The 20455-nt window shown below is 60.4% G+C and carries 34 protein-coding genes and 2 tRNA genes; 25 read left to right on the plus strand and 11 right to left on the minus strand.

The genetic code is table 11. The annotated features are described in order from the left end of the window. Positions 1 to 132 precede the first annotated feature (132 nt). Complete coding sequence (locus AC0J42_RS08050; protein WP_416423098.1) at positions 133 to 828, minus strand: crotonase/enoyl-CoA hydratase family protein; 696 nt, start codon at positions 826 to 828, stop codon at positions 133 to 135. Between the two features lie 271 nt (positions 829 to 1099). Between AC0J42_RS08050 and AC0J42_RS08055 the strand changes: the two genes are divergently transcribed. Next, positions 1100 to 1189: transfer RNA gene (locus tag AC0J42_RS08055), tRNA-Ser, on the plus strand. Between the two features lie 80 nt (positions 1190 to 1269). Here the strand turns inward: AC0J42_RS08055 and AC0J42_RS08060 are convergent. The 10 genes from AC0J42_RS08060 to AC0J42_RS08105 form a co-directional block, all read right to left on the minus strand. Next, positions 1270 to 2529: an Arm DNA-binding domain-containing protein gene (locus AC0J42_RS08060; protein ID WP_473005746.1), complete on the minus strand. Its 1260-nt coding sequence runs from the start codon at positions 2527 to 2529 to the stop codon at positions 1270 to 1272. Beyond that, entirely contained in the window at positions 2522 to 2737 is a 216-nt protein-coding gene (locus AC0J42_RS08065; RefSeq protein ID WP_473005747.1) for a DNA-binding protein, read from the minus strand. The genes AC0J42_RS08060 and AC0J42_RS08065 overlap by 8 nt, the downstream gene beginning before the upstream one ends. Before the next feature lie 2 nt (positions 2738 to 2739). Continuing rightward, a complete protein-coding gene (locus AC0J42_RS08070) occupies positions 2740 to 3108 on the minus strand; it encodes a hypothetical protein (RefSeq protein ID WP_473005748.1) in 369 nt (122 codons plus the stop codon). Continuing rightward, entirely contained in the window at positions 3092 to 3391 is a 300-nt protein-coding gene (locus AC0J42_RS08075; RefSeq protein ID WP_473005750.1) for a hypothetical protein, read from the minus strand. The genes AC0J42_RS08070 and AC0J42_RS08075 overlap by 17 nt, the downstream gene beginning before the upstream one ends. A gap of 2 nt (positions 3392 to 3393) precedes the next feature. Then, positions 3394 to 3579, minus strand: a complete 186-nt coding sequence (locus AC0J42_RS08080) for a hypothetical protein (RefSeq protein WP_473005751.1) — start codon at positions 3577 to 3579, stop codon at positions 3394 to 3396. Continuing rightward, a complete protein-coding gene (locus tag AC0J42_RS08085; protein ID WP_473005752.1) occupies positions 3576 to 3905 on the minus strand; it encodes a hypothetical protein in 330 nt (109 codons plus the stop codon). Before AC0J42_RS08085 ends, AC0J42_RS08080 begins: the two co-directional genes overlap by 4 nt. Then, a complete protein-coding gene (locus AC0J42_RS08090) occupies positions 3902 to 4534 on the minus strand; it encodes a hypothetical protein (RefSeq protein WP_473005754.1) in 633 nt (210 codons plus the stop codon). Before AC0J42_RS08090 ends, AC0J42_RS08085 begins: the two co-directional genes overlap by 4 nt. Then, positions 4521 to 4718 carry a carbon storage regulator gene (locus AC0J42_RS08095; RefSeq protein ID WP_473005755.1) on the minus strand — a complete coding sequence of 66 codons (198 nt, stop codon included), beginning with the start codon at positions 4716 to 4718 and terminating at the stop codon, positions 4521 to 4523. The genes AC0J42_RS08090 and AC0J42_RS08095 overlap by 14 nt, the downstream gene beginning before the upstream one ends. Positions 4719 to 4844: 126 nt before the next feature. Further along, positions 4845 to 5156, minus strand: coding sequence for a LuxR C-terminal-related transcriptional regulator (locus AC0J42_RS08100; RefSeq protein WP_473005756.1), 312 nt, complete (start codon positions 5154 to 5156; stop codon positions 4845 to 4847). Positions 5157 to 5323: 167 nt separating this feature from the next. After that, positions 5324 to 5998, minus strand: a complete 675-nt coding sequence (locus AC0J42_RS08105) for a LexA family protein (RefSeq protein WP_473005757.1) — start codon at positions 5996 to 5998, stop codon at positions 5324 to 5326. A gap of 94 nt (positions 5999 to 6092) precedes the next feature. Here AC0J42_RS08105 and AC0J42_RS08110 point away from each other — a divergent pair, with 94 nt between their 5' ends. The 24 genes from AC0J42_RS08110 (at position 6093) to AC0J42_RS08225 (ending at position 20448) form a co-directional block, all read left to right on the plus strand. Further along, positions 6093 to 6383, plus strand: a complete 291-nt coding sequence (locus AC0J42_RS08110; RefSeq protein ID WP_473005759.1) for a YdaS family helix-turn-helix protein — start codon at positions 6093 to 6095, stop codon at positions 6381 to 6383. A gap of 252 nt (positions 6384 to 6635) precedes the next feature. After that, on the plus strand, positions 6636 to 7073 hold the full coding sequence (locus tag AC0J42_RS08115; RefSeq protein WP_473005760.1) for a hypothetical protein: 438 nt from the start codon (positions 6636 to 6638) through the stop codon (positions 7071 to 7073). Next, positions 7070 to 7321: a hypothetical protein gene (locus tag AC0J42_RS08120; protein ID WP_473005761.1), complete on the plus strand. Its 252-nt coding sequence runs from the start codon at positions 7070 to 7072 to the stop codon at positions 7319 to 7321. Before AC0J42_RS08115 ends, AC0J42_RS08120 begins: the two co-directional genes overlap by 4 nt. Next, complete coding sequence (locus AC0J42_RS08125; protein WP_473005762.1) at positions 7318 to 7566, plus strand: hypothetical protein; 249 nt, start codon at positions 7318 to 7320, stop codon at positions 7564 to 7566. Before AC0J42_RS08120 ends, AC0J42_RS08125 begins: the two co-directional genes overlap by 4 nt. Beyond that, positions 7563 to 7862 (plus strand): hypothetical protein, encoded by a 300-nt coding sequence (locus AC0J42_RS08130; protein WP_473005763.1) that lies wholly within the window; start codon positions 7563 to 7565, stop codon positions 7860 to 7862. The genes AC0J42_RS08125 and AC0J42_RS08130 overlap by 4 nt, the downstream gene beginning before the upstream one ends. Then, entirely contained in the window at positions 7859 to 8686 is an 828-nt protein-coding gene (locus AC0J42_RS08135) for an ORF6N domain-containing protein (RefSeq protein ID WP_473005764.1), read from the plus strand. Before AC0J42_RS08130 ends, AC0J42_RS08135 begins: the two co-directional genes overlap by 4 nt. After that, positions 8683 to 8994: a hypothetical protein gene (locus AC0J42_RS08140; protein WP_473005765.1), complete on the plus strand. Its 312-nt coding sequence runs from the start codon at positions 8683 to 8685 to the stop codon at positions 8992 to 8994. The genes AC0J42_RS08135 and AC0J42_RS08140 overlap by 4 nt, the downstream gene beginning before the upstream one ends. Further along, on the plus strand, positions 8991 to 9587 hold the full coding sequence (locus tag AC0J42_RS08145) for a hypothetical protein (protein ID WP_473005766.1): 597 nt from the start codon (positions 8991 to 8993) through the stop codon (positions 9585 to 9587). Before AC0J42_RS08140 ends, AC0J42_RS08145 begins: the two co-directional genes overlap by 4 nt. Further along, a complete protein-coding gene (locus tag AC0J42_RS08150; RefSeq protein WP_473005767.1) occupies positions 9584 to 10006 on the plus strand; it encodes a GIY-YIG nuclease family protein in 423 nt (140 codons plus the stop codon). The genes AC0J42_RS08145 and AC0J42_RS08150 overlap by 4 nt, the downstream gene beginning before the upstream one ends. Next, the gene (locus AC0J42_RS08155) at positions 10003 to 10806 is read left to right on the plus strand and encodes a helix-turn-helix domain-containing protein (protein ID WP_473005768.1); all 804 of its coding nucleotides are present in this window, start codon (positions 10003 to 10005) and stop codon (positions 10804 to 10806) included. The genes AC0J42_RS08150 and AC0J42_RS08155 overlap by 4 nt, the downstream gene beginning before the upstream one ends. Beyond that, positions 10787 to 11605 carry an ATP-binding protein gene (locus AC0J42_RS08160; RefSeq protein ID WP_473005769.1) on the plus strand — a complete coding sequence of 273 codons (819 nt, stop codon included), beginning with the start codon at positions 10787 to 10789 and terminating at the stop codon, positions 11603 to 11605. Before AC0J42_RS08155 ends, AC0J42_RS08160 begins: the two co-directional genes overlap by 20 nt. Continuing rightward, positions 11602 to 12999 carry a replicative DNA helicase gene (locus tag AC0J42_RS08165; RefSeq protein WP_473005770.1) on the plus strand — a complete coding sequence of 466 codons (1398 nt, stop codon included), beginning with the start codon at positions 11602 to 11604 and terminating at the stop codon, positions 12997 to 12999. Before AC0J42_RS08160 ends, AC0J42_RS08165 begins: the two co-directional genes overlap by 4 nt. Then, a complete protein-coding gene (locus AC0J42_RS08170; RefSeq protein ID WP_473005771.1) occupies positions 12992 to 13603 on the plus strand; it encodes a hypothetical protein in 612 nt (203 codons plus the stop codon). The genes AC0J42_RS08165 and AC0J42_RS08170 overlap by 8 nt, the downstream gene beginning before the upstream one ends. Before the next feature lie 179 nt (positions 13604 to 13782). Further along, positions 13783 to 14097 (plus strand): FxLYD domain-containing protein, encoded by a 315-nt coding sequence (locus AC0J42_RS08175; RefSeq protein ID WP_473005772.1) that lies wholly within the window; start codon positions 13783 to 13785, stop codon positions 14095 to 14097. A 50-nt stretch (positions 14098 to 14147) separates the two neighbouring features. Next, positions 14148 to 14224 (plus strand) — tRNA-Met (locus AC0J42_RS08180). A gap of 338 nt (positions 14225 to 14562) precedes the next feature. Next, positions 14563 to 15066 carry a hypothetical protein gene (locus AC0J42_RS08185; RefSeq protein ID WP_473005774.1) on the plus strand — a complete coding sequence of 168 codons (504 nt, stop codon included), beginning with the start codon at positions 14563 to 14565 and terminating at the stop codon, positions 15064 to 15066. Between the two features lie 51 nt (positions 15067 to 15117). Beyond that, complete coding sequence (locus AC0J42_RS08190; RefSeq protein WP_473005775.1) at positions 15118 to 15432, plus strand: peptidase M48, Ste24p; 315 nt, start codon at positions 15118 to 15120, stop codon at positions 15430 to 15432. After that, positions 15429 to 15713, plus strand: a complete 285-nt coding sequence (locus AC0J42_RS08195; protein ID WP_473005777.1) for a hypothetical protein — start codon at positions 15429 to 15431, stop codon at positions 15711 to 15713. The genes AC0J42_RS08190 and AC0J42_RS08195 overlap by 4 nt, the downstream gene beginning before the upstream one ends. Then, the gene (locus tag AC0J42_RS08200) at positions 15713 to 15970 is read left to right on the plus strand and encodes a hypothetical protein (protein WP_473005778.1); all 258 of its coding nucleotides are present in this window, start codon (positions 15713 to 15715) and stop codon (positions 15968 to 15970) included. The genes AC0J42_RS08195 and AC0J42_RS08200 overlap by 1 nt, the downstream gene beginning before the upstream one ends. A gap of 63 nt (positions 15971 to 16033) precedes the next feature. After that, complete coding sequence (locus AC0J42_RS08205; protein ID WP_473005781.1) at positions 16034 to 16396, plus strand: hypothetical protein; 363 nt, start codon at positions 16034 to 16036, stop codon at positions 16394 to 16396. Then, positions 16396 to 16734, plus strand: coding sequence for an HNH endonuclease (locus AC0J42_RS08210; RefSeq protein WP_473005782.1), 339 nt, complete (start codon positions 16396 to 16398; stop codon positions 16732 to 16734). Before AC0J42_RS08205 ends, AC0J42_RS08210 begins: the two co-directional genes overlap by 1 nt. Positions 16735 to 16883: 149 nt before the next feature. Beyond that, a complete protein-coding gene (locus tag AC0J42_RS08215) occupies positions 16884 to 17357 on the plus strand; it encodes a terminase small subunit (protein ID WP_473005783.1) in 474 nt (157 codons plus the stop codon). Next, positions 17354 to 19051 (plus strand): terminase large subunit, encoded by a 1698-nt coding sequence (locus AC0J42_RS08220; protein ID WP_473005784.1) that lies wholly within the window; start codon positions 17354 to 17356, stop codon positions 19049 to 19051. Before AC0J42_RS08215 ends, AC0J42_RS08220 begins: the two co-directional genes overlap by 4 nt. Then, positions 19051 to 20448, plus strand: a complete 1398-nt coding sequence (locus AC0J42_RS08225) for a phage portal protein (RefSeq protein ID WP_473005785.1) — start codon at positions 19051 to 19053, stop codon at positions 20446 to 20448. Before AC0J42_RS08220 ends, AC0J42_RS08225 begins: the two co-directional genes overlap by 1 nt. The last annotated feature ends 7 nt before the right edge of the window (positions 20449 to 20455 follow it).

Consider the following 20455-nt stretch of genomic DNA (forward strand, 5'->3'; position numbering starts at 1 on the left):
GCTGGAGTTTAAGGGCGGGGTGGCGATTGGATCAATTAACTATATGGATAGCCCTGACGCGGCCCACGGGCCGCTGCTACACCCCAGTCCCGTAGCAGCGGCCGCCAGGCCGCGTCCGGCCACACCTCAACCTCACGCCGTAACCGAATGCTCCTGGTCGCGGATGATCGCGTCGTCCAGCAACTCCAGCAGCGCCTTGCGTACCTTGAGCTTGGTCTTGCGATGGGCGCTCATGTTGATCTTCTTCAACTGCTGCGCCGCCGCCAGCGCCTGCTCGCGCAATTGCTCGGCCGGCACCACCACGTCGAGGAAGCCTGCGTCCACGGCCGTCTTGGGCGTGAACATCTCGCCATTGATCACCGAGCGGTGGAAAGCCGCCTTGCCCAGGCGGTCACGGGCCAGCTCGATGCCGGCGTGGTGCATGGTCATGCCGATCTGCACCTCGTTCAAGCCAATGCTGAACGGCCCCTCGACGCCGATGCGGTAATCCACCGACAACAGCAGGAACGCACCCTTGGCCACGGCATGGCCCGGGCAGGCGACGACGACGGGGAAGGGGTGCGACAGCAACCGGCGCGCCAGGGTCGAGCCCGACGTGACCAGGCCGATGGCCTGCTGCGGGCCAGCGGTCATGACCTTGAGGTCATAGCCGCCGCTCAGGATGCCAGGCTGGCCGGTGATGATGACCACGGCGCGATCCTGCTCGGCACGGTCCAGCGCTGCATTGAAGGCGGCGATGACCTCCGGGGAAATCGCGTTGACCTTGCCGTTGCTCAGCGTCAGCGTGGCAATGCCATCTTCCAGGTGGTAATCGATCAACTCGCTCATGACGGTGTTCCTTGTTAGGGTTTTGCCGCTGACGTTACCCAGCCCGCAGGGCCAGGTAAAGCGCCGTGACTGACCCACCAGTCACGCTTGCCGCCGCTACCCGCACCGGCCGGGCAACCCCCGCTCGCCATGGCCGGTTTGCCCCGAACACAGGCCATTTTCCCCGGATCGGCATAACTGCATGAAAAAATTGAAAAAAATGTTTGCCATCAGAAAAGCTTTCGACTACATTAGCGCGCCTCGACAGACAGAACATGTTTGAAGAGAAAACGGTGAAGTGTCCGAGTGGCTGAAGGAGCACGCCTGGAAAGTGTGTATACAGGAAACTGTATCAAGGGTTCGAATCCCTTCTTCACCGCCATATTCGATACGTCAGAGACCCCCGGAAAGCCTAGGCTTCCGGGGGTTTTTGGTTTCTGGCCTCGGTGGTTTAGGGCAAATTTAGGGCAAAATTGGGGTTTTCCAGTCCGCCCCAGTCCCTGCTTCGGCAGCCCTGAAGCCCATCATCTGAGAGACCAGGCCTGCCAGGCTTTTGGTGTCGCTGGGGATCCACCGGCCGTAATGCTTCTTCACCATGGTTGTATCGGTGTGCCCAAGCTGGCGCGATACCCATTCAACTGGCACGTAACTCGACAGAGCCTGGCTGGCAAATGTGTGCCGGCATTGGTTGGGCCCGCGATGGCGAACTCCAACTTTCTTCAAGTGGCTGGTGAACCAGCGGCCCAGACTTGAGCCGTACCATGGTTCACCGCTCACGCCATTTCGGAATACGAACTTCACGTTCTCGCGCTTTATCGTGATGTTGTCCCGCTGAGTTACATTGACCGAAATTGGCGGCAAGTGGCCGGTGTATTGCCACTGCTTGCGCAGGTACTCAATTGCCGGGTCGATAAGTTCCAGCGTCCTTGCGCGACTCTTCTCTTTTGGAATCTTGAATTCCGTGTTCACCTTGGCTCGGCGGACATGCACCGTGCCTCCCTCCAGATCCACATCATCCCAACTAAGCGCAATCAGTTCGGATACTGAAAGTCCGGCCCAGCAATCGAACAGGATCATGTTCGCGTCTTGGGCGCGTGATGCTTTGATCTTGCCGAGCTTCTCAATCTCCTCCCTGGTAAACGGATCTGCACTGTCCTCGTCGTTGTCCCGCTCGATATTTCGAATGCGGTCAAGTGGGTTCGCCCGGATCACCCCGTCGTCGAAGGCGTCCGCCCATACCCCGCGCACGATCGTGAAGATGTCATTCACTGTCTTGGGGGCCAGGCCCTCTTTCAGCAGATGCGCCTGGAACAACTCCAGGTCGCTCTTGGTCACCTCGGCCAGGCGCCGGCTGCCGAGCTTTTCCACCACCCGGTTGGCCTTGTACTGGTAGTTGCGGCTGGTGCTGCTCGCCTTCTTGACGTTCTGCACCTCCATCCAGCGCATCACGCCATCCTTCACGGTCATTTTGCTGTTCAGGCCGGGGCGGCCGGCGAGCTCCGCGCCTCGGCGCGAGTCAGGGAAGTGGGCCAGGTAGTCGAAGCGCCCCTCCTTGATTTCAGCCAGGATCGTGCGGCGCTTGTTGTCGGCGTAGGCGAGGGAGGCCTTGTTGATCTTGACGACCCCGGCCAATGGCTCGCGGCAGCGCTGCCCATTGAGCATGAACACGATGCGCAGTTGCTTGCCGTTGATCTCGACCCCGGTGGGCAGCTTGTCAGTCATGGCCGGCCATCCAGGCTTCAATGGCGGTGCGGTTGTAGACGATGCGCCCGGCAGGGTCCTTGCGCCAATGCTTCCCCTCCAGCCAGACGCCGCGCTCACGGTATTTGCGGGCGGCCTCCGGCGTGATGCCGAAGATGTGTGGCATGAGTTCAGGGCGGAACCAGGCGCCCGGGTGTGTAAATGTCGAAATCTTCTGTGCTGCTGCCACGGCTATTCCCCCTGACTCGTCAGTTTTACTACGGTTGCACCAACTAGCGCGCTGGCCTCCTTCAACGCACGGACGACCGAATCGATACCGCTGGCATAGCTGCCTGGGCGGCCTGCTGCTGCCCCTTCCAGGCGCTCGATTACGGTGTCCACCGGGCTGGCTCGCAGTGATTTCACCAGGTCAAGCGCCCAGGCGCGTCCCTCGCGGAACATCACCTTGTTGATGGGCCCGGTGATCTCATGTCGAGCGCCGGCGGCACGCGCAGGCGGCGCGATGACCTTCTCGACCCGTGATGCAAGCCTACGCAGTGATTTCTTTGGCGTGAGGCTGGCGCGCGCCTTGGCCAGGGCCTGGTTAGCGAGATTGCCCATGGCTGCCCTCCGAGCCTTGAACTACGTGGGTTTCAGGCGTTACTTCACCCTGGTGGTGGCCGGCCTCAAGCGAGTGATCAACGGTCACCTCGATCTGCCAGCTGTGCCTGCAGCCGGTCGAGGAGTCCTCCGACTTGTGGTAGCCCCGACAGCGCACGCTGGCGCTATCCAGAGTGATCCCCTGCTGTTCTGCCAGGATCTTGCACAGGGCCTCGGTGATCTCGCGCTCCGGAACCGTGGCGGAGTAGGTGGTGACGTTGGTGCGGGTGGCAATGAGCTTCACGGTTATGCCTCCAGGCTGCCGACTTTCACCGCCGGCGCTGCAAAGTGGTTGGCCAGCACCTGGCGACCGTCAATGCCGCAGGCGGTGGAAAGGCTTAGGATCTGCCCGAACGTCGTGTCACGGCGCTGCAAGGCCTGGTAGAGCTCGACCAGCAGCAGGCCGAGCGGGCCGTTGATGTGGCGTGTCATAGCTGAAATACCTCCCGATGCCTGCGCGGGGTGGGGGTGCTCGCTGGGTTCACCCCGTCCTGGGGCTGGCCGGCGGCCGGGGCAGCGCGGTTCTGGAGCGGCAGGGCGACCGGGCTATTGTCGCCGTGCAGGTGCTGCAGGTGCTGCAGGTGCTGCAGGTGCTGCAACTGGCTGTCGGGCAGGCAGCTCAGCGCAGTATCGTTCAGCACCCAGCAGGTAACGCCGCGGTAGGTGTCGTGCTGAACGCTGATGACGTTCAGGTCCTGGCTGGCGCTGGCACCGGTGGCGACCAGCAGTAGGACCAGCAGCAGTTGGGCGCGCTTCACGATTCCACCCCCTGCGCGGCCCGGAAGCCGGCCAAGAAAATCAGGTAATCGGCGTGAGTGCGCTCATCCACGAAGCCATTGCGACCCTTCTCCAGTTCATCGCTGGAAGCGCCGATCGGGTTCGCAGCGACGAACAGGTCGCGCGGGTCCATGGCGGACTCCTCGATTTTCAGGAGCCCAGGTTGGTGATTGGCGCCAGGCGACTCTTCGGCCACGGGGTACTTGTTCATGGTGTGATCCATGAGCCTATCCAGCGCATCGCCCCGGAACGGGTCGCCGATGCCACTGCGCACCATCGGCACATTGGCGTTGCCCGTTTGTAAGGTGTGGTCGCGCAGGAACTCGTAGCGGCGCGAGTTGGCCACCGTAGCGATCCAGTCGTCGATGCGCAGCCCGCAGCCCGGGCGCACGCCGCGCTTGATGGTGTGTTCGGCCAGCACCAACTGCTGCTCGAGCTGGTGTGCCTGTTCGATCTGGTCGCCCTCGCTGGCGGCTGTGACAACAGCGCCATGGCGGCCTACCAGCACGGTCGCGCCCAGGCTGATGAAAGGGGCGACGTGCTGCGCCAGTGACTCGCCTTCGCGAGCCCGCAGCGTGACGGTGATGCGTGACAGTTCAGGCGTCAGCATGGCGGCGGCCCTCCTGGCGGGGATTGGTCAGCTTGGCGGTGCGCACTTCGGCGCGGTCAACGGCAACATCCGCAGGGGCATCAATGCCCAGGCGCACCTGGCCATCGCGGGTGCTGATAACGGTGACGGTGATGCCGTCGCCGATGACAATCGATTCGCCAAAGCGGCGGGTGAGACAGAGCATGGGTGAACTCCTTGTGGTTTTCTTCAGGCAAGCCGGCGCCCGGCCGCGTTGTTGGCTTTCGCAAAAATTTGAAGGGGTGGTGGTTACATCACCGGACTGCGCCCGCGCACCGGCGCACGCCGGTACTTACGCCACGAGCACGCCCTGATGCTGGTTCTGGTCTTCATCTTGGTGGCGCTGCGGGGAGGGCATCATGCTGCCGGTGAAGGCGATCAGGCCCAGCCGAAATGCCTCAGCTACCAGCGCCGCCCGGCGCGTAACCCCGAGTTTTGTGGTTGCGGAAAGCAGGCGCTTGTCGACCGTATCTGGAGCAACGCCCAATTCCTTCGCTGCTTCCTTGCTGGTCATGCCTGCCGCCACTGCGATCAGGCACTGGAGCTCGCGAGGCGCCAAGCCTTTGTCGAGGATGCCGGTGATGCCGTGGGCGGTAACGTTCATGATTCGGTGCTCCGTGCTGGTTTGGATGATTGAAATCTACAACCAAAACCAGATATCTACAATATAAAATTGTAAAAAGATTCACGGCAAGCCGGTCCTGAGTTGCTCAGGCCGGCCGATCTTGAAATTTTGAAGTGAAGCTGGCGAGGGCGAGGGTCAGTGAAGACTCAAAAGAAAGCCGACTTCGGCATTTTGCCATCCACCACGGTACCGACGATTTCCCACTCGTCGTCCATAGGTGTCGTCGGGTAGGAGGGGTTTAATGGCTTGAGGTAGAAGCGGCCAGTGTCACGTATGAATTGCTTGAAGGTTGCCTCATTGGAGTCAACCATCCTGGCGACAACGAACTGGCCTGAGCGAGGCTCGGCTTCTGGCGCCACCAAAATCAAAAAACCTTCAGGAAAAGAAGTACCTACGGGACTAGTCATCGACGATCCAACAACGCGCAGCCAAAAACCATCCTCCCCAGCCCAAACGTCTGAAGTGTGTCGAGGGCAGGATGCGATGTTTGTGATCTCCATTGCCTCTGAAGCAGCTCCTGCTTGGACCCAACTGATTTCTGGATACTGGAAATATCGAGTCGGCGCCAAGGCTGCCTGGACATTTGAGTCAATTGCCTCCATTGCGGGGGTGCGGCCTTGCTCGCCCATCAGGTAAGCAGCAGACACACCAAGTGCGTCGCCGATCTCCTTGAGCTTTTTGTGCCGGGGCAGGTTCTTGTCTGCCTCCCAAGCTTGGACGGATTGAGGCGTCACTCCGACCCGCCTTGCGAGCTCGGATTGATTGATGCCCAGTTGTTCGCGGGCAAGCGCGATGAGTTGGCCAGTCGTTCGATTTTTCATGATGCAAAAATACAACTTTGGATTGTAGTTAGCATTGCAATTCTCAATTTCAGTGAGTAACCTGACCTGTAATTTAAACTTGTAGGCGCTGAAGATGAGCGAACAAACTGCGATTCAGGTGGCTGTTTCGGTGGCAGGCGGGCAGTCCGCCTTGGCCAGGATCTTGGCCTGCACCCCGCAGCACGTGCAAAAAATGTGCGCCACCGGTCATGTTCCTGCCAGCCGGGTCTTGAAGATTGAGCTTGCCACCGGCGTCTCTCGCCATTTGCTTCGCCCCGACCTTTATCCAGAAAGCTTTCACGCCATGGATCAAACGATACCAGTCGGCCGCCACGCTTCGAAGTCCCCGGATCCTGCTGGTTTTTCATCCAGTAATCCACGGTGACACCAAACCACAAGCACTACCCGCTGCGCATCTTATCTTGAGGATGAAATTTGTGATCGAACGCATCGCTTCGCTCTCTCCCCCTTTGGGCTAGGAGCACCACCCCAGCAGGGGGCTACATCTGATTTTTTGTGGGCGGCAGTTTGGAGAGCACAAATTCCGGACACAAAAAAACCCGCTTGCCGGCGGGTTTCTTAACCCCACTCCTTGCCGGGAGTGGTTCGTACTGCATCGTCTGTAGGAGACGAAACTATGTCGCACCCAGAAAATAGCACTGCACGCACCCTGTTGCAAGAGCCCGGGCATCTCGAGGCGGAAACATCGCCGAAGGTTCCAGCATTCTCGCGCGAGCAGAAGTCATTCATCGTGGGCCTGCTCAAGGCTGAACGCGCCCACGCCAGCCGTTGGTGGACGTTTTGCAACGAACTGAGGCTGCGCGGGGATCTTCCTGAATGGGTAGCCCGACAGGAGGTTGGCCGCCACGCCGATTACGACCGCTGGAACGAAGACTGCCAGACCACAAACCGGGAGCTCCTCGGGATCATCCACCATTTGAATGGCTTCGACCCAGACAATCTGGTGGATGAGACCGTGGGGACTTGGCTGCGCAACGAGATTGTCCCGGAGGATTTCGCGCCACAAAACACCAGCCTGCCAATTCGTGGCGCGGAAGTGGAGGGCGGGCAATGAGTGCTCATTCCGCATCTTTCGACGACTTCGAATGCCTGGCCGAACAGATGCATGAGCTCGCTTGTGATCGCTCGACCATCACAGGCACACCCTTGGGCGCCGTCCTCGGCGGGGTGATCTTCCATCTGGCAGTCGAAGCGCAACTCAACGGCGTTCCTGCTGATCTGCTCATCGCGACCATTGGCGCTGCGGCTGGTCGCTACCAGGGCTATGAGCATGACGCGGAAGTCGCGGAGGCTCACCAATGAAAAAGCCAATCTCTGCATACACCGAGGTCGCCAGGCGGGTCGAAGACACGCTCGACACCATCCGTTTGTTGACGGAAGTACTGCTGAACAATGGTGGGTACAAAGGCGATCCAGAAAACTGCGATCCGCCTGCTCAGATCGACGACCGTGGCGAGTCGGGCATTCAGCAAGCCATTAACTTGCTTGCTTCAGCGGCGCACCGCGATTTCTGCCAACTGGCTACTGAGCTGGGGATTCCACAATGAAGCAGCCTATCCCCGACACGCCCGCCAGGCTCCACGGCTCGTTCAATTACGGCACCAAGAAACTATCGGCTGAGGAGGTCGTCGATGAGTTCTTGCGCCGCGTTGAGATCACCACAGAACCATCCGAGAAAGCCATGCAGGCCCAGCGTACGGTCGGTGCGCTGATGGCTCTCACTGCCTTGGCCGCGCCAGGCGCTGGCTCTGGTTTTTTTCACAAGGACGTTTTCCGCCGTCTTGCCGAACTGACCGGCGAGACCCCAAACAGCCTCGTGACGATGGCAGGAGCAGCCCTATGAACCAGATCACTATCCACAACGCCACCATGCCCATCGTCGAGTACCGCGGCCAGCGTGTCGTCACTTTGGCAATGATCGATCAGGTGCATGAACGGCCTGAAGGTACTGCGCGCCGGAACTTCAACGAGAACCGCGATCGCTTTATTGAGGGTGAAGATTTCTTCCAGGTCCTGGGTGAAGAAATTCGTACGCAGTCGGACCTGGCCGGGGTCTTCGCTGCTCGGACTCCAAAAGGCACATTAGTGACTGAGCAAGGCTACTTGATGATCGTGAAGTCGCTTACTGATGACCTCGCATGGTCTGTTCAGCGACAGCTCGTGAGCAGTTACTTCCGCCCGACTCAACCTCCATCACTCCCACAAGATCTGCCCGCCGCTCTCCGCCTCGCCGCTGACCTTGCAGAAGAGAAGGCCGTGCTGGCGCTGGAAAACAAGCAGCAGGCCAAGAAGATCGAGGCCTTGGAAAACCTGTTCATGCCTGGCGAAACAGTTCCGCAATTCGCCAAGCGGCTGAACGGCGTGAACTCGCAGCTCGTCTTGGGATTTCTAGCTGAGCTCAAGTGGATCTACAACACCGAAGCAGATCCTGAGCACTCGCCAAAGTACCGAGTGTACGCCATGGCCCGCGATAAGCACCTACTCACCGAAAAGCCCTACAAGGTGAGCGCGGAGGGTATCCCAGGCTTCATCCGCTATGCCCCTGTGATGCTCGAGAAAGGCGCCCAACGTCTGCACGATCTCTACATGGCTGGTCGTCTGCCCATGAAGAAAACGTGGGACGGCCAGTTCTTTTACGAAAAATTCAACCCGGAGAAGTCCCTGTGAGCAAGAAAATCACCTACGAGCAACTCATGGGGCAAATCGCCGAGGCAGCCGTTGCCTTCCAGCACGCCGAGATCTTGCGCAACTCCCTGAAGCGCGAGCTGAGTGCGATGTACGCCACCTATTTTCGGGCGCACGGCCGCCCAGGGAACGGCGAGCGCACGCGTTTCGACTTCGAAGACCCGGCGTATCGCGGAGTGGTGGAGTTCACCCAAGCGGCCTATAGCCGTTGGTTTGATCAGCGTGCCCTCACCACCAAACTCAAACGCAAACTGCGCACGCTTGTTGAGCGCCTGGAGCGTGCGCAATGAGCAAGGTGATCGATTTTCCAAGGACGCCTGCCGTTGAAGTTATCAACGAGGATTTCTTCGAGCGGTTCGATGACGCCGCGCTCATGCTGACGGCATTCGAGAGCTTGGCAAATGCGGTGGAGGTGCTCGAAGAGGGCAGCGAGATCCATCTGCGCGACGAAAACCACGTTGGCCTGGTGGAAGCGTGCATGGCTTTGGCGGTGATGTTCAGGCGCAGGACGGGGCACGACGTGCAGACAGTTTCCGCCGATCACCTTGCGCATCAGCGGCAGTGCCTTATGGATGGGGTTGAACTCACGTCCCTGCCTATTCCGATAAGGCCTCCTGCGATACGACCTCTCCCAGTTGAGGCCTTCCGGGGGGTTGCAACCGCTGACCTGGCCCAAGTCGGATTCAACTACGTCAGTCGCGTGCACGAGCATATCAAAGGGAATTGCCCGCAGCTGATCGAGTTGGATCTCGCCCGTGCGCACTCGCTTGATGCCATGGGCTCCCTCACCGTTCTGATCGAAAGGCTGTCTGGCGGGGTGGTTTCGGCTCCCGCCGGCGAGACCCCCATTGCCAATGCCCCGGGCCCGGAGACCTTGCAATGAGCGGCTGGGGATTCGTTTACATCATGGGTAACCAGTCGATGCCAGGCATTTACAAGGTGGGAACGACTAAGTTCTCGCCTCACCGGCGTGCTCAGGAGCTCTCGCGTGGAACTGGCGTACCTCAAGAATACGAGGTGTTTTATTACGCCGAATTTGAACATGCCTCTGCTTGGGAAAAATCGGTTCATCGCCAGCTAGTAGATCGCCGCGTCTCTGAGCATCGCGAGTTCTTCAAAGGCCCCCTAATTGACATCATTCGCGCCGTTGAGGGTGATGGCGAGACGCACAGTGATTGGGATTCGGACGAGGCGAAAGAGGCTCGCCAGCCTGGCTGCATCAATCGTCGTGCCCCCCTCTGGTTTGAGGTCAATCTCTACCCGCCAGGTTACATAGAGCGCCTCCGGAGGGCTCACGAATGAGCGTACAAGCAATGTCCTGGGCGCTATCTCAGCAGGTCGTCACCGAGTCCCACGCTCGTCATGTGCTGCTGTGCTTGGCCAACTACGCGGATCAGTCGGGCAGGGCAGCGTTTCCCGCTGTATCGAGCCTTGCATTGGACACTGGCCTGGCGCCTCGCACGGTTCAATATCGCCTGCGCGAGCTCGAATCCATTGGGCTGATCAAGCGTGGAAATCAGGCGATCGCCGCGGCTTACATCACGCAGCGGGACCGCATCCCAGTGTGCTACGACCTGGACCTTTCACGGGGTGCACAGGATGCACCCCGTACTGAACGGGGTGCACACGAGGACGCAACGGGGTGCACGCCAGAACAGAACGGGGTGCACGCCACGACAGAACGGGGTGCACAGCGTGCACCCAATCCATCCATTAACCACCCATTAACCATCCATAACCAAAAAGAAGGCGCGGACGCCCCAGTGAAGGGGAAATCCAAGGCCGGGAAGTTTGATCCGCTGACCGCAAAGCCAAGCAACGTTTCCATGGATGCCTGGACTGGATTCTGTGAGATGCGAAAGGCGAAGCGCGCACCGTTGACACAGCGCGCCTGTGAATCCATAGCCAAGCGCCTGATCAACCATGCCGAGCCTGATGCAGTGCTCGACAAATCCACCACCAACAGCTGGAGCGATATCTATCCCGAATCGGTGTTGCCAGGTAGTGGCGCCAAGGCTGGAAAGCCCTCGGCTTACCACGGCTTGTCCAAGCACACCCCCGATATGTACCAGGAGGCGCCAGATGGCCAAGCAAACTTCTAACTTCAGCCCGGCGCCTCGCATTGATGACCGTGAGAGCCTGCTGGAAAACTGCCCCCATGCTGGGCACGCGCCATTCATCAACGTGCACGTCGAGCAGTTCGACGGCACCTGGCTGGCTACTGGCTGCCCAAGCTGCAACTGGGCCGCACTGAACACTGCGCCTACCGACAGCCTGGCCCACAAGGCCGAGAAATCGCGCAGGAGCGCCGAACACCTGAATACCCTGCTGGTGGCCTCCGGTATCACGCCGCGCTTCCGTGGCTGCACGCTGGACACGTTCGTGACCGGTGGTGATCGGGAGAAGGTGAAGGCGCTGGAGACTTGCCGGGGCTATGTCGACCGTTTCGAGGAGAACTTCCTGGCCGGCCGTTCACTGATCCTGGCGGGCGGTGTGGGCACCGGCAAGACCCACCTGGCATCCGGCATGGCCCAGGCTGTGATCCGGCAGCACGGCGTCAAGGCCCTGGTGGTGCCCGTCGCTGAGATCGTCCGGGTGGCGAAGGGCACGATGGCCAAGGGCGCGACCTACAACGAGCGCGACTTGATCAACGAACTGGCCGAGGCCGATCTGCTGGTCATCGATGAGGTTGGCGCCCAGCGCGGCAGCGACTACGAGCTGGGCCTGGTCCATGAGGTGATCGACCGCCGGTATCAGCTGATCCTGCCCACGGTGGTGGTGTCGAACCTGCTGGTGGAGGACTTGAAGACCTACATCGGCGAGCGCGCCATTGACCGGCTGCGCCAGGGTGGCGGCAAGGCCGTGGGGTTCACTTGGGCATCGGCGAGGGCGAGCGTATGAGCCAAGAGCGTGAGCTGTACCTGCCTGAGGCCGAGCACGGCGTGCTGGGGGCCATCATGATTGCCTCGCTGGACGGCAATCGGGCGCTGATGGACGACATCGTTGGCCAACTGACCTCGGCGGACTTCTACCACCCGGACAACGCCGCGCTGTTCGACACGATCAGCGACTGCATGTCGCAGGACATGCCGGTGGACCCGGTTACCGTGTCGGCTGTCCAGCGGCTGCTGCCCAGCGGCGAGCCTACCCTGGTCTACGCGGCGATCATCAGCGACAACGTGCCGTCGACAGCCAACGCCTTGGTCTATGCACGGCACGTCAGGGAGTGGTCTGTACTGCGCCGGATTATCGATATCGGCAGGCTGGCCGCGCACCAGGTCCAGGAGGGCGCTCCGGCGCCGCAGATCATCATTGAGGCCCAGCAGGCCATGGCTGACCTGCGCGATCTGCAGGCGGCCGGCAAGGCCGGGTACAAGCGTATGGCCGATGTGATCCCCATGGTGCTCGACAAGATGGATGACGTGCTGAACGACAAGGCCCCGCCGAAGCTATCCACGGGCCTGGTCGATCTGGACAAGCTGATCGGCTTCCTGCGCCCCAAGAGCATGGTCGTGATCGCCGGCCGGCCTGCCAGCGGCAAGACGATGCTCGGTCTGCAGATCGTCAACCATGTGGCCATCCGTGGGCGTGGGGTTGGCCTGGTCATCTCCCTGGAGATGGGCGAGGAGGAGCTGACGGTCCGCACCATCGCCTCCCAGGGCGGAATCGACCTTCGTCGCATGGAGCAGGTGAAGTGCCTGGAGCAGGACGAATGGAATCGTATTGGTGTGGCAGCCAGCCAGATCAAAGGTGCAGAGCTCTACCTGAACGACACCCCGGGCCTGACCATGGGCGCCATCCGCATGGAGGCGCGCCGCCTCAAGCGGGAAAAGGGGCTCGATATCCTGATGGTCGACTACCTGGGCCTGGTGGGCACCGACGCGAAGGCGCAGAACCGCGCCGATGCGGTGGCCAAGGTGTCGATCGCCATGAAGAACCTCGCTAAGGAACTGGACGTGCCGCTGCTGGTTCTGGCGCAGCTCAACCGGAACCCGGCAGCCCGGCCGGACAAGAAACCCAAGTCCAGCGACCTGCGGGACTCTGGGCAGATCGAGCAGGACGCCGACGCGGTGATCCTTGTGCACCACGATCCAGAGTCGGAGGCCGGGCAGCAGGGGGTAACTGAGCTGATCCTCGACAAGGGCCGCCAGGCGCCGCCTGGGTCGTGCCTTGTCCAGCGCCAGGGCCAGTACGCCCGATTCGTCAATTTTGCAGGCCGCGAGCCCAGTTGGGAGGAGGTCGAGCAAGGCCGATCCTTCGCTGATCGCGCCAGGGGGAGAAAAAACAATGGGTAACCAAGCAAGCGCCGAAGCTGGCAAAACCATGGAAATCTACAGCCCGGGCATCTACCGGGGCGTCATGTCGGCAATCGTCCGGGTGCTGGCGGCTGACAGCATCGACAACTCGACCAAGCAGAGCTGGCAAAAGCTGATCGATTCCGGCGCGAGTACGGGGGGCTTCAGGGCGCTCCTGTCTGCCCGGGATCAGTTCGATTACGACTGCTGCCTGCACGCGCTCCTGCACCGCGAGCTGAGCGCGGCGCATTGGGACATTCTGGTGGGCAAGTACTCAACCGCCAAAGGTAACCGGGTCGGGGCGATCTCGCGGACCATCCCGCGCATCAGTTCTCCGGCGCCTGCTCTGTTCGTCTACAAGGCGACGACGGTGTGGTTCATCCCGAAGATGAAGGGCAGGCAGGGCAAGCGATCCACCGACGTTGCTGTGCTGCCTGACGAATTTTACGACATCAATACTTGGGACACGGAAGCCCGGCCAGACTCGACCCGTGGGCGCTGGCGCCTTGGAATTCACAAGTGCTTGGCAGCGATGGAGGAGGCCGCAGTGGTCCATGTCACGGAGATTCTGGACAGGGAGCAATTGCTTGATGAAGTGTGTTGACAGTAGTGAGCAAATGAGCGAAATTGCTACCCATCAATTGATCCCTGCGCGTTAAGGGGATCGACAGAAAGCCCGGCCTTTGAGTCGGGCTTTTTTGTATGTGTCATTTCCCCTCTTGATTGACACGATTGTCGGCGATAGGCGATGGTGTCTTTTTTCAATAGGTGAGAGGCCACGGAATGAAAAAATTAATCGCCATCGCGGTATTGCTCCTCGCTGGTGCAGCGTCAGCGAGCGATAAGGTCGAGGTTCGGGATATTCATGTGGTTGCCGCGCCTGGCGGTTTTGCAGTGCAAGGTATCGCGCACAACAATACAGACGCTGTCATCAAGAACATGTTTGTGAACTTCAAGCTTTATGATGAGCAGGGAAATGTTGTAGGCAACACCCTTGCCAATGGGCAGGACATCGGCCCAGGCGAAAACTTCAAGTTTTCAGCCCTCACTCCTTTGAGATTTGCTGAGGCTCGACTCAGTGGCGTTGATACGTACTAGCCGCTTTCCGGTTTAGAAGGCCCAGCCACTGCGCTGGGCTTTTTCGTTTTTGCGGGGTGGAACAGCCTGGTAGCTCGTTGGGCTCATAACCCAAAGGTCGCTGGTTCAAATCCAGCCCCCGCAACCATATTTTCAGGCCTCGCCATCGTGCGGGGCCTTTTCGTTTTTGATGTGGAGCCACAGCCAGGGTGGGCCTTCGGGCAGTCCTGGACACGGTATAGCCGGTAGTCACGTGTTGCAGAAGAACACCGGCAGTCAAGGAGCCCCAGTCCTCGTTGTGCTAATGGGGCGGCCTTGGCGGGCAGCGTGGGAAGACACGCACGTTATGCAGATGAGAGCGCAGGCTGATGCGCAGAGCCGTGCACGGGCAATGAACCTGCACAACCGGGCCGATCAGCACCCGGCATCTGCACCTATTTTGAGCCTCGGCATCTACCGGGGCTTTTTGCCATCTGGAGCGCAACCATGCAGAGCAAGAACTACGCGCCGGGCGTCTCCGGCTGGAAGCTTCACGCCGACACCGGGTTCCTGGAGGTAAACGGTGTGATGAGGATGGGCGGCCTACTCGGCGCTGACGTGAAAGCGCCAGAGCCTGCGCCATTCATTATTGTCGACGGCGTGACTTATATCCGCCGGGCGGAGGTGGATGCAGGAACGGTCAACCAAGCAAAGCTCGACAGCAACTGGTCGCTGAAGATGTCCATCAATTCGAATGGCCAGATCGTCGCCGCAGGGGTTGGTCTGGGCTCTAAGTTTCTGGCAGACGTTGACCGGCTTGCGTTCGAACAATCACAGCGCGACGCGACCAAGCTTCTGGACGATCTTGCTGCCCAGATTTCCAAAACCGAGGTTGGTAGCGAGCTCGCCGAACACCTTGAGCGGTGCTCCAGTGAGGAACAACTCGCTGAGCAGGTCCGCAAAGTGATCTGCAAGGAGCTTCGGCCCGGCGGGCTGCTGCATCGCCGCTGAACCACCTCACCCGTCGCTATGCGGGCTTTTTTATTCCTGCCGGAGTTTCCAATGGAACCAGCCACTACTGCCACAGGAGCACTGTTGGCGAAGTACGGCGTTGCCATCGCTGGATTCGCCGGCGCCATCCTCTCGCTCACCTTCCTCCGCGGACTGACTCGCAAGCAGGCAGCCGCAGCGGTGGTCACGGGCTTTGTGTCCGCGATCTTCACCACGCAACTCGTCGTTGCCTACTTCAAGCTGCCGACTGACGCAGACTCACAAAATGGGGTGGCCTTCCTGATCGGCCTGCTGGCGATGAACATCATCCCCGGCCTCAAGGCCATTGCTGGGCAGATCGGGTCTTTCAGAGGTACCGGACCATGAACACCATCTTGAGTGCAGTCGACGCGGTGCTGTGCAGCCTGGTCATCCTGGCTGCGATTGACTACCTGCGGCGCATCCATCCGTTTGAACAGCCCATGCTGGCCGTGTCGTTCTACCTAGTCGCCGTGAGCGCGTTCGCCCTGCTGGCTGCTCAGTTGCGAGGCCACGCTACCCACCCGGCTGAGGTCTCGCTGCATGCGGGCATCGTCATGTACGCCTGGGCACGGCGCCACCACATCTTCGTATGGCGCGGCCAGGAGCGGCGCAAGGCAGGCACTTGATGACCATCCGCGCCATCATCGAATCCATCCGCGCCTGGTTCGCCGGGCCAACTACCCAGAAGGAGCCAGTCATGGCTGATGAAGCTGCTGCACAACAATCCGCCAATGCACCTGCCACCGCCGTTTCCTCTCTCTCGGCTCGGACCACCGCGCCGACTACGGACACCGACCTGCTCAAGAAGCTGCTCACCACCCTGGGCCACGACGTGGAAGCCGAGTGGGAACACCTGGTCGCTCTGTCGCAGAAGGCTGCCTAACCATGGCCTGCGCCGGGTGCGCCGCCCGGCGCGAGTGGATTTCCAAGTGGAGCAAGGTGGCCTATGAACGAGCCCAACGATTATTCGAGCCAGGTCCAGCAGCTCAGGCCCAGCCCGGGCGACCTGCTGGTGATTTACCCGAAGAGCGCGATGACCAGGGAGCAGCACCAGCTGACGGTCAAGACCCTGAAGCCTCTAGCTGAAAGGCTCGGCTGTACGATCCTGGTGTCTCAGCCTGATATCAAAGTCGCGATCCAGCCTGGTTCCGCCGCGCTGCTGGCTGAGATGCAGAAGCAGACGGCGATACTTGAGGCCATGGCCGAGCAGCAGGCCATCCTCCTCCAGGAGTTGGCCGGCGATGAAGGCGATGATGACCGGCAACCGTTGGCCTACATGGATGGCTCACCCATCAAAGGCAGTACCTGATGAAGCTGACCACGCTCAAGACCAGGGTGCAGACCAGCCCGGACCGACTTTCCACCATCAACGCTGACTCCTGGCGCGCGGGCAAAGAGACGGCAGCCCAGCGTGGCTACGGCTACAAGTGGCAGAAGGCTCGGCTGGTGCACCTGCAGGCTCACCCGCTGTGCGCCTACTGCGAGAAGGCAGGCCGCGTGACCGCAGCCAACGTGGTCGACCACGCCATCCCGCACCGTGGCGACATGACTCTGTTCTGGGACAGGTCGAACTGGGTGTCCCTGTGCACGACCTGCCACTCCTCGGTGAAGCAGCGCGAGGAGGCAGAGGCCCGCGGCGCGCGGTAAGCACGTCAATGGCGTGCCACAAATGCACCTTTTCGGTGCGGCACGTCACTTCCCCGATGGGGGGAGGGTAAAAAGTTCGGACCTTTTCGTTCCAAGACCACCCGCCCCCGCACGCGTGAATTTTTTTCCCGTTTCAGAGGTTTTTGTTAATGGCGTTAACAGAGAAAAAGCGCCGTTTTGTCGAATCCAAGGCCGCTGGTGCCTCGAATCGCGAAGCGGCTGAAGCCGCAGGTTACGCGGCGGGCAGCGCATCGGCGGCAGGTTCTCGGCTCGCCAAAGACCCTGATGTGGCTGCCGCCCTGGAAAAGTTAAAGGCGCCCCGAAATGTTAAGCCGGAACCGGGAGGCGAGACCCTCGGTGACGCCTCGCTGGGGGATGACTCCAGCGACCTGGTCAACCTGCCCAACACTGATGACCCGCTCGTTTGGTTGCTGGCTCTGATGAACGATCCCCAGGCCAAGATCTTTGACCGGCGCAACGCGGCCCAGTCGGCGCTGCCTTACTTCCACGGCAAGAAATCCGGTATGGGCAAGAAAGAACAGAAGCTCGAAGAAGCTGCGAAGGTGGGTTCCAGCGGTAGCCGCTTCGGGCTGCGTGAGCGTCATTTGAAGGCCGTCAAATGAATAGGTGGACTACCGCGTGTCCCGACTGGGAAAGCCGGATCGTCCGCGGGCAGTCGCTTGTGCCGTTAGAGCCCATCTTCCCCGAGCAGGCAGAAGACGCTCTAGACGTGTTCGGTAACCTTCGAATGGTTGATGCCGACGGCAGTCCTCTGATGGGGGATACCTGCCGCAGTTGGGTGCTCGACTTGGTGGCCGCGCTCTTCGGCGCGTATGACGCGGAGACCGGCCGTCGACTGATCACCAACTACTTCTTGATGGTCAGCAAGAAGAACGGCAAGTCGACGATCGCTGCGGGAATCATGCTGACGGCGCTGATCCTGAACACCCGGCCGTCCGGCGAGTTCCTGATCCTGGCGCCGACGAAGGAAGCGGCAGACAACGCATTCAAGCCGATTCGGGACATGATCGATGCGGACGAGGATCTGCAGGCGAGGTTCCATGTGCAGGAATACAACCGGATCGTAACCGACAACTTGAACAAGGCAACCTTGAAGGTGGTAGCGGCTGATTCGGCCACCGTCACCGGCAAGAAAGCCACTGGCGTGTTCATCGACGAACTCTGGGAGTTCGGCAAGCAGGCCAAATCGGCGAAGATGCTGGTTGAGGCCACCGGCGGGTTGGCATCACGTCCAGAGGGTTTCGTTTTCTACTGCACCACCCAATCTGATGAGCCACCGGCCGGCGCTTTCAAGGCCAAACTGGACTATGCGCGCAAAGTGCGTGACGGAGAAATCGAGGACCGGCGCTTCCTGCCGGTGATCTACGAATTCCCGAAAGGGATGATTAATCGGAACGAGCACCGCGACCTGGCAAACGCCCATGTGACCAACCCCAACTGGGGGCTTTCTGTCGATCGGGAGGTCATCGAGCAGAAGTACCAGGAGGCTCAGGCAGAAGGCGAGGGGGCTATACGCGGCTTCCTGGCGAAGCATCTCAATGTCGAGATCGGCCTGGACCTGCGCTCAGACCGATGGGCAGGCGCCGATCATTGGGAATCTGCAGCTGAGACGGGCCTAACCCTGGAGAGCCTGCTGCAGCGATCTGAAGTGGTGACGGTAGGCATCGACGGTGGCGGTCTAGACGACTTGTTGGGGTTAACCGTCATCGGCCGGGAGATCGAGACACGTCGTTGGCTGCATTGGTCGCACGCTTGGGCCCACAAGATCGTGTTTGAGCGTAGGAAGGATATTGCCAGCGTGCTGCACGACTTCGAGCGGGATGGAGACCTAACCGTCGTTGAGCGACCAGGCGATGACGTCCAAGCCGTCGCCGACATCATCTGCGATATCCGTGATCGGGGCCTCCTGCCTGAGAAGATGGCAATCGGTGTCGACGCTGCGGGTATCGGTGACATCGTCGATGAGCTCACAACCGAGGAGCGTGGCATCGAGATGGAGCAGATTGTCGCCATCTCGCAGGGTTGGAAGCTGAACGGGGCTATCAAGACGACTGAACGCAAGGTGGCAGGGGGCGAGTTGGTGCACTGCGGCAGCGCGTTAATGAGCTGGTGCGTGGGTAACGCTCGGGTTGTCCCCCAGGGCAACGCGATAACCATCACCAAGCAGGCCAGCGGATCGGCCAAGATCGACCCTCTGATGTCCACATTTGACGCCGTCTCACTGATGGCCCTCAACCCTGAAGGTGCTGGCGACCTCCAGGGCTTCTTCGACAACCCGATCATGGTAGGAATGTGATGGCCAACAAGAAACCAGGCCGGGTGAAGGCTGCGCTGCAAAATTGGCTCGGCGTCCCTATTGGCCTAAAGGATGGGGCTTTCTGGCAGGAGTGGTTCGGCACCTCCGCCGCGGGCAAGCATGTTTCAGTGGACAAAGCGATGCAGCTATCCACTGTCTGGGCTTGTGTTCGCCTGCTGTCGGAGTCGGTCTCGACGCTTCCGCTGAAGTTGTACCAGCGCATGCCAGATGGTTCGCGCACGCCGGCCAAGGATCACCCGCTCTACCGGGTGCTCTGCCGCACACCTAACTCAGAAATGACCCCGCAGCGGTTCATGCTACTGGTCGTTGCCAGCATCTGCTTGCGTGGCAATGCCTTTGTCGAGAAGAAGATGATTGGCAGCCGGATCATTGCCCTGGTGCCGCTTCTGCCACAGTGCATGCGGGTAAAGCGCGATGACACCGGCCGGCTGAAATACACCTACACCGAGGATGGTGTCGAGCGAGACATCCCCGAAAAAAACCTGATGCACATCCGCGGCTTTGGCTTGGATGGCGTCTGCGGCATGCTGCCAATTACCACCGGCCGCGAAATCTTTGGTTCAGCTATGGCTGTTGAGGAGGCTGCCGCCAAGGTATTTGCTCAGGGTATGCAGGCCTCTGGCATTTTGAGTAGCGACACGAAAATTACTTCGCTGCAGCGGGAGCAGATCCGGAAAAGCCTGCAGGCGTTTATGGGGTCCACGAACGCCGGGAAGATCATGGTTGCCGAGGCTGGCTTCAAGTACCAGGGCATCACGATGGACCCCGAGGCGGCGCAAATGCTGGAGTCGCGCTCGTTCAACATCGAGGAAATGTGCCGCTGGTTCCGCGTGCCGCCTTTCATGGTTGGGCACATGGACAAGCAGTCAAGCTGGGCCAGTTCGGTCGAAGCGCAGAATCTGCACTTCCTGACTAACAGCCTGCGGCCTCTGCTCGTGAATATTGAGCAGGAAATCACGCGGTGCCTGATCGGTGACAGCGCTGCTGATGAGTTCTTCGCCGAGTTCTCGGTTGAGGGCCTGCTGCGTGCGGACAGTGCCGGCCGCGGTGCCTGGTACAACACCGCGCTGCAAAACGGCTGGATGTGCCGAAATGAGGTGCGGCGGCTGGAGAACCTGCCGCCGATCCCCGGCGGCGACACCTATACGGTGCAGTCGGCCCTGGTGCCTTTGGACCAGCTTGGCAAACAATCCGCGGGTATGTCCCCCGCAGCCACGGCCTTTATGCTGCGCATTGCCGCAGCCAACCAGACTGGCGATCAGGCGACCATCCGCGATGCCTTCGACCTGGCCAACAAGGCGCTTGAGGCCGGCAACCCTGACGGGCCGGTGATGGCGCACGCGCTGATATCGCTGCCATTGCTCAAAGCAGCCTGAATCTGGA

This window comes from Pseudomonas sp. Tav-5-1A (assembly GCF_055755055.1).

Bases quoted from the DNA above. Each gene is read 5' to 3' on its own strand.
- AC0J42_RS08050 (WP_416423098.1), bottom strand. From the start codon at position 828: ATGAGCGAGTTGATCGATTACCACCTGGAAGATGGCATTGCCACGCTG.
- AC0J42_RS08060 (WP_473005746.1), bottom strand. From the start codon at position 2,529: ATGACTGACAAGCTGCCCACCGGGGTCGAGATCAACGGCAAGCAACTG.
- AC0J42_RS08070 (WP_473005748.1), bottom strand. From the start codon at position 3,108: ATGGGCAATCTCGCTAACCAGGCCCTGGCCAAGGCGCGCGCCAGCCTC.
- AC0J42_RS08080 (WP_473005751.1), bottom strand. From the start codon at position 3,579: ATGACACGCCACATCAACGGCCCGCTCGGCCTGCTGCTGGTCGAGCTC.
- AC0J42_RS08090 (WP_473005754.1), bottom strand. From the start codon at position 4,534: ATGCTGACGCCTGAACTGTCACGCATCACCGTCACGCTGCGGGCTCGC.
- AC0J42_RS08095 (WP_473005755.1), bottom strand. From the start codon at position 4,718: ATGCTCTGTCTCACCCGCCGCTTTGGCGAATCGATTGTCATCGGCGAC.
- AC0J42_RS08100 (WP_473005756.1), bottom strand. From the start codon at position 5,156: ATGAACGTTACCGCCCACGGCATCACCGGCATCCTCGACAAAGGCTTG.
- AC0J42_RS08105 (WP_473005757.1), bottom strand. From the start codon at position 5,998: ATGAAAAATCGAACGACTGGCCAACTCATCGCGCTTGCCCGCGAACAA.
- AC0J42_RS08110 (WP_473005759.1), top strand. From the start codon at position 6,093: ATGAGCGAACAAACTGCGATTCAGGTGGCTGTTTCGGTGGCAGGCGGG.
- AC0J42_RS08115 (WP_473005760.1), top strand. From the start codon at position 6,636: ATGTCGCACCCAGAAAATAGCACTGCACGCACCCTGTTGCAAGAGCCC.
- AC0J42_RS08120 (WP_473005761.1), top strand. From the start codon at position 7,070: ATGAGTGCTCATTCCGCATCTTTCGACGACTTCGAATGCCTGGCCGAA.
- AC0J42_RS08125 (WP_473005762.1), top strand. From the start codon at position 7,318: ATGAAAAAGCCAATCTCTGCATACACCGAGGTCGCCAGGCGGGTCGAA.
- AC0J42_RS08130 (WP_473005763.1), top strand. From the start codon at position 7,563: ATGAAGCAGCCTATCCCCGACACGCCCGCCAGGCTCCACGGCTCGTTC.
- AC0J42_RS08135 (WP_473005764.1), top strand. From the start codon at position 7,859: ATGAACCAGATCACTATCCACAACGCCACCATGCCCATCGTCGAGTAC.
- AC0J42_RS08145 (WP_473005766.1), top strand. From the start codon at position 8,991: ATGAGCAAGGTGATCGATTTTCCAAGGACGCCTGCCGTTGAAGTTATC.
- AC0J42_RS08150 (WP_473005767.1), top strand. From the start codon at position 9,584: ATGAGCGGCTGGGGATTCGTTTACATCATGGGTAACCAGTCGATGCCA.
- AC0J42_RS08155 (WP_473005768.1), top strand. From the start codon at position 10,003: ATGAGCGTACAAGCAATGTCCTGGGCGCTATCTCAGCAGGTCGTCACC.
- AC0J42_RS08160 (WP_473005769.1), top strand. From the start codon at position 10,787: ATGGCCAAGCAAACTTCTAACTTCAGCCCGGCGCCTCGCATTGATGAC.
- AC0J42_RS08165 (WP_473005770.1), top strand. From the start codon at position 11,602: ATGAGCCAAGAGCGTGAGCTGTACCTGCCTGAGGCCGAGCACGGCGTG.
- AC0J42_RS08170 (WP_473005771.1), top strand. From the start codon at position 12,992: ATGGGTAACCAAGCAAGCGCCGAAGCTGGCAAAACCATGGAAATCTAC.
- AC0J42_RS08175 (WP_473005772.1), top strand. From the start codon at position 13,783: ATGAAAAAATTAATCGCCATCGCGGTATTGCTCCTCGCTGGTGCAGCG.
- AC0J42_RS08185 (WP_473005774.1), top strand. From the start codon at position 14,563: ATGCAGAGCAAGAACTACGCGCCGGGCGTCTCCGGCTGGAAGCTTCAC.
- AC0J42_RS08190 (WP_473005775.1), top strand. From the start codon at position 15,118: ATGGAACCAGCCACTACTGCCACAGGAGCACTGTTGGCGAAGTACGGC.
- AC0J42_RS08195 (WP_473005777.1), top strand. From the start codon at position 15,429: ATGAACACCATCTTGAGTGCAGTCGACGCGGTGCTGTGCAGCCTGGTC.
- AC0J42_RS08200 (WP_473005778.1), top strand. From the start codon at position 15,713: ATGACCATCCGCGCCATCATCGAATCCATCCGCGCCTGGTTCGCCGGG.
- AC0J42_RS08205 (WP_473005781.1), top strand. From the start codon at position 16,034: ATGAACGAGCCCAACGATTATTCGAGCCAGGTCCAGCAGCTCAGGCCC.
- AC0J42_RS08210 (WP_473005782.1), top strand. From the start codon at position 16,396: ATGAAGCTGACCACGCTCAAGACCAGGGTGCAGACCAGCCCGGACCGA.
- AC0J42_RS08215 (WP_473005783.1), top strand. From the start codon at position 16,884: ATGGCGTTAACAGAGAAAAAGCGCCGTTTTGTCGAATCCAAGGCCGCT.
- AC0J42_RS08220 (WP_473005784.1), top strand. From the start codon at position 17,354: ATGAATAGGTGGACTACCGCGTGTCCCGACTGGGAAAGCCGGATCGTC.
- AC0J42_RS08225 (WP_473005785.1), top strand. From the start codon at position 19,051: ATGGCCAACAAGAAACCAGGCCGGGTGAAGGCTGCGCTGCAAAATTGG.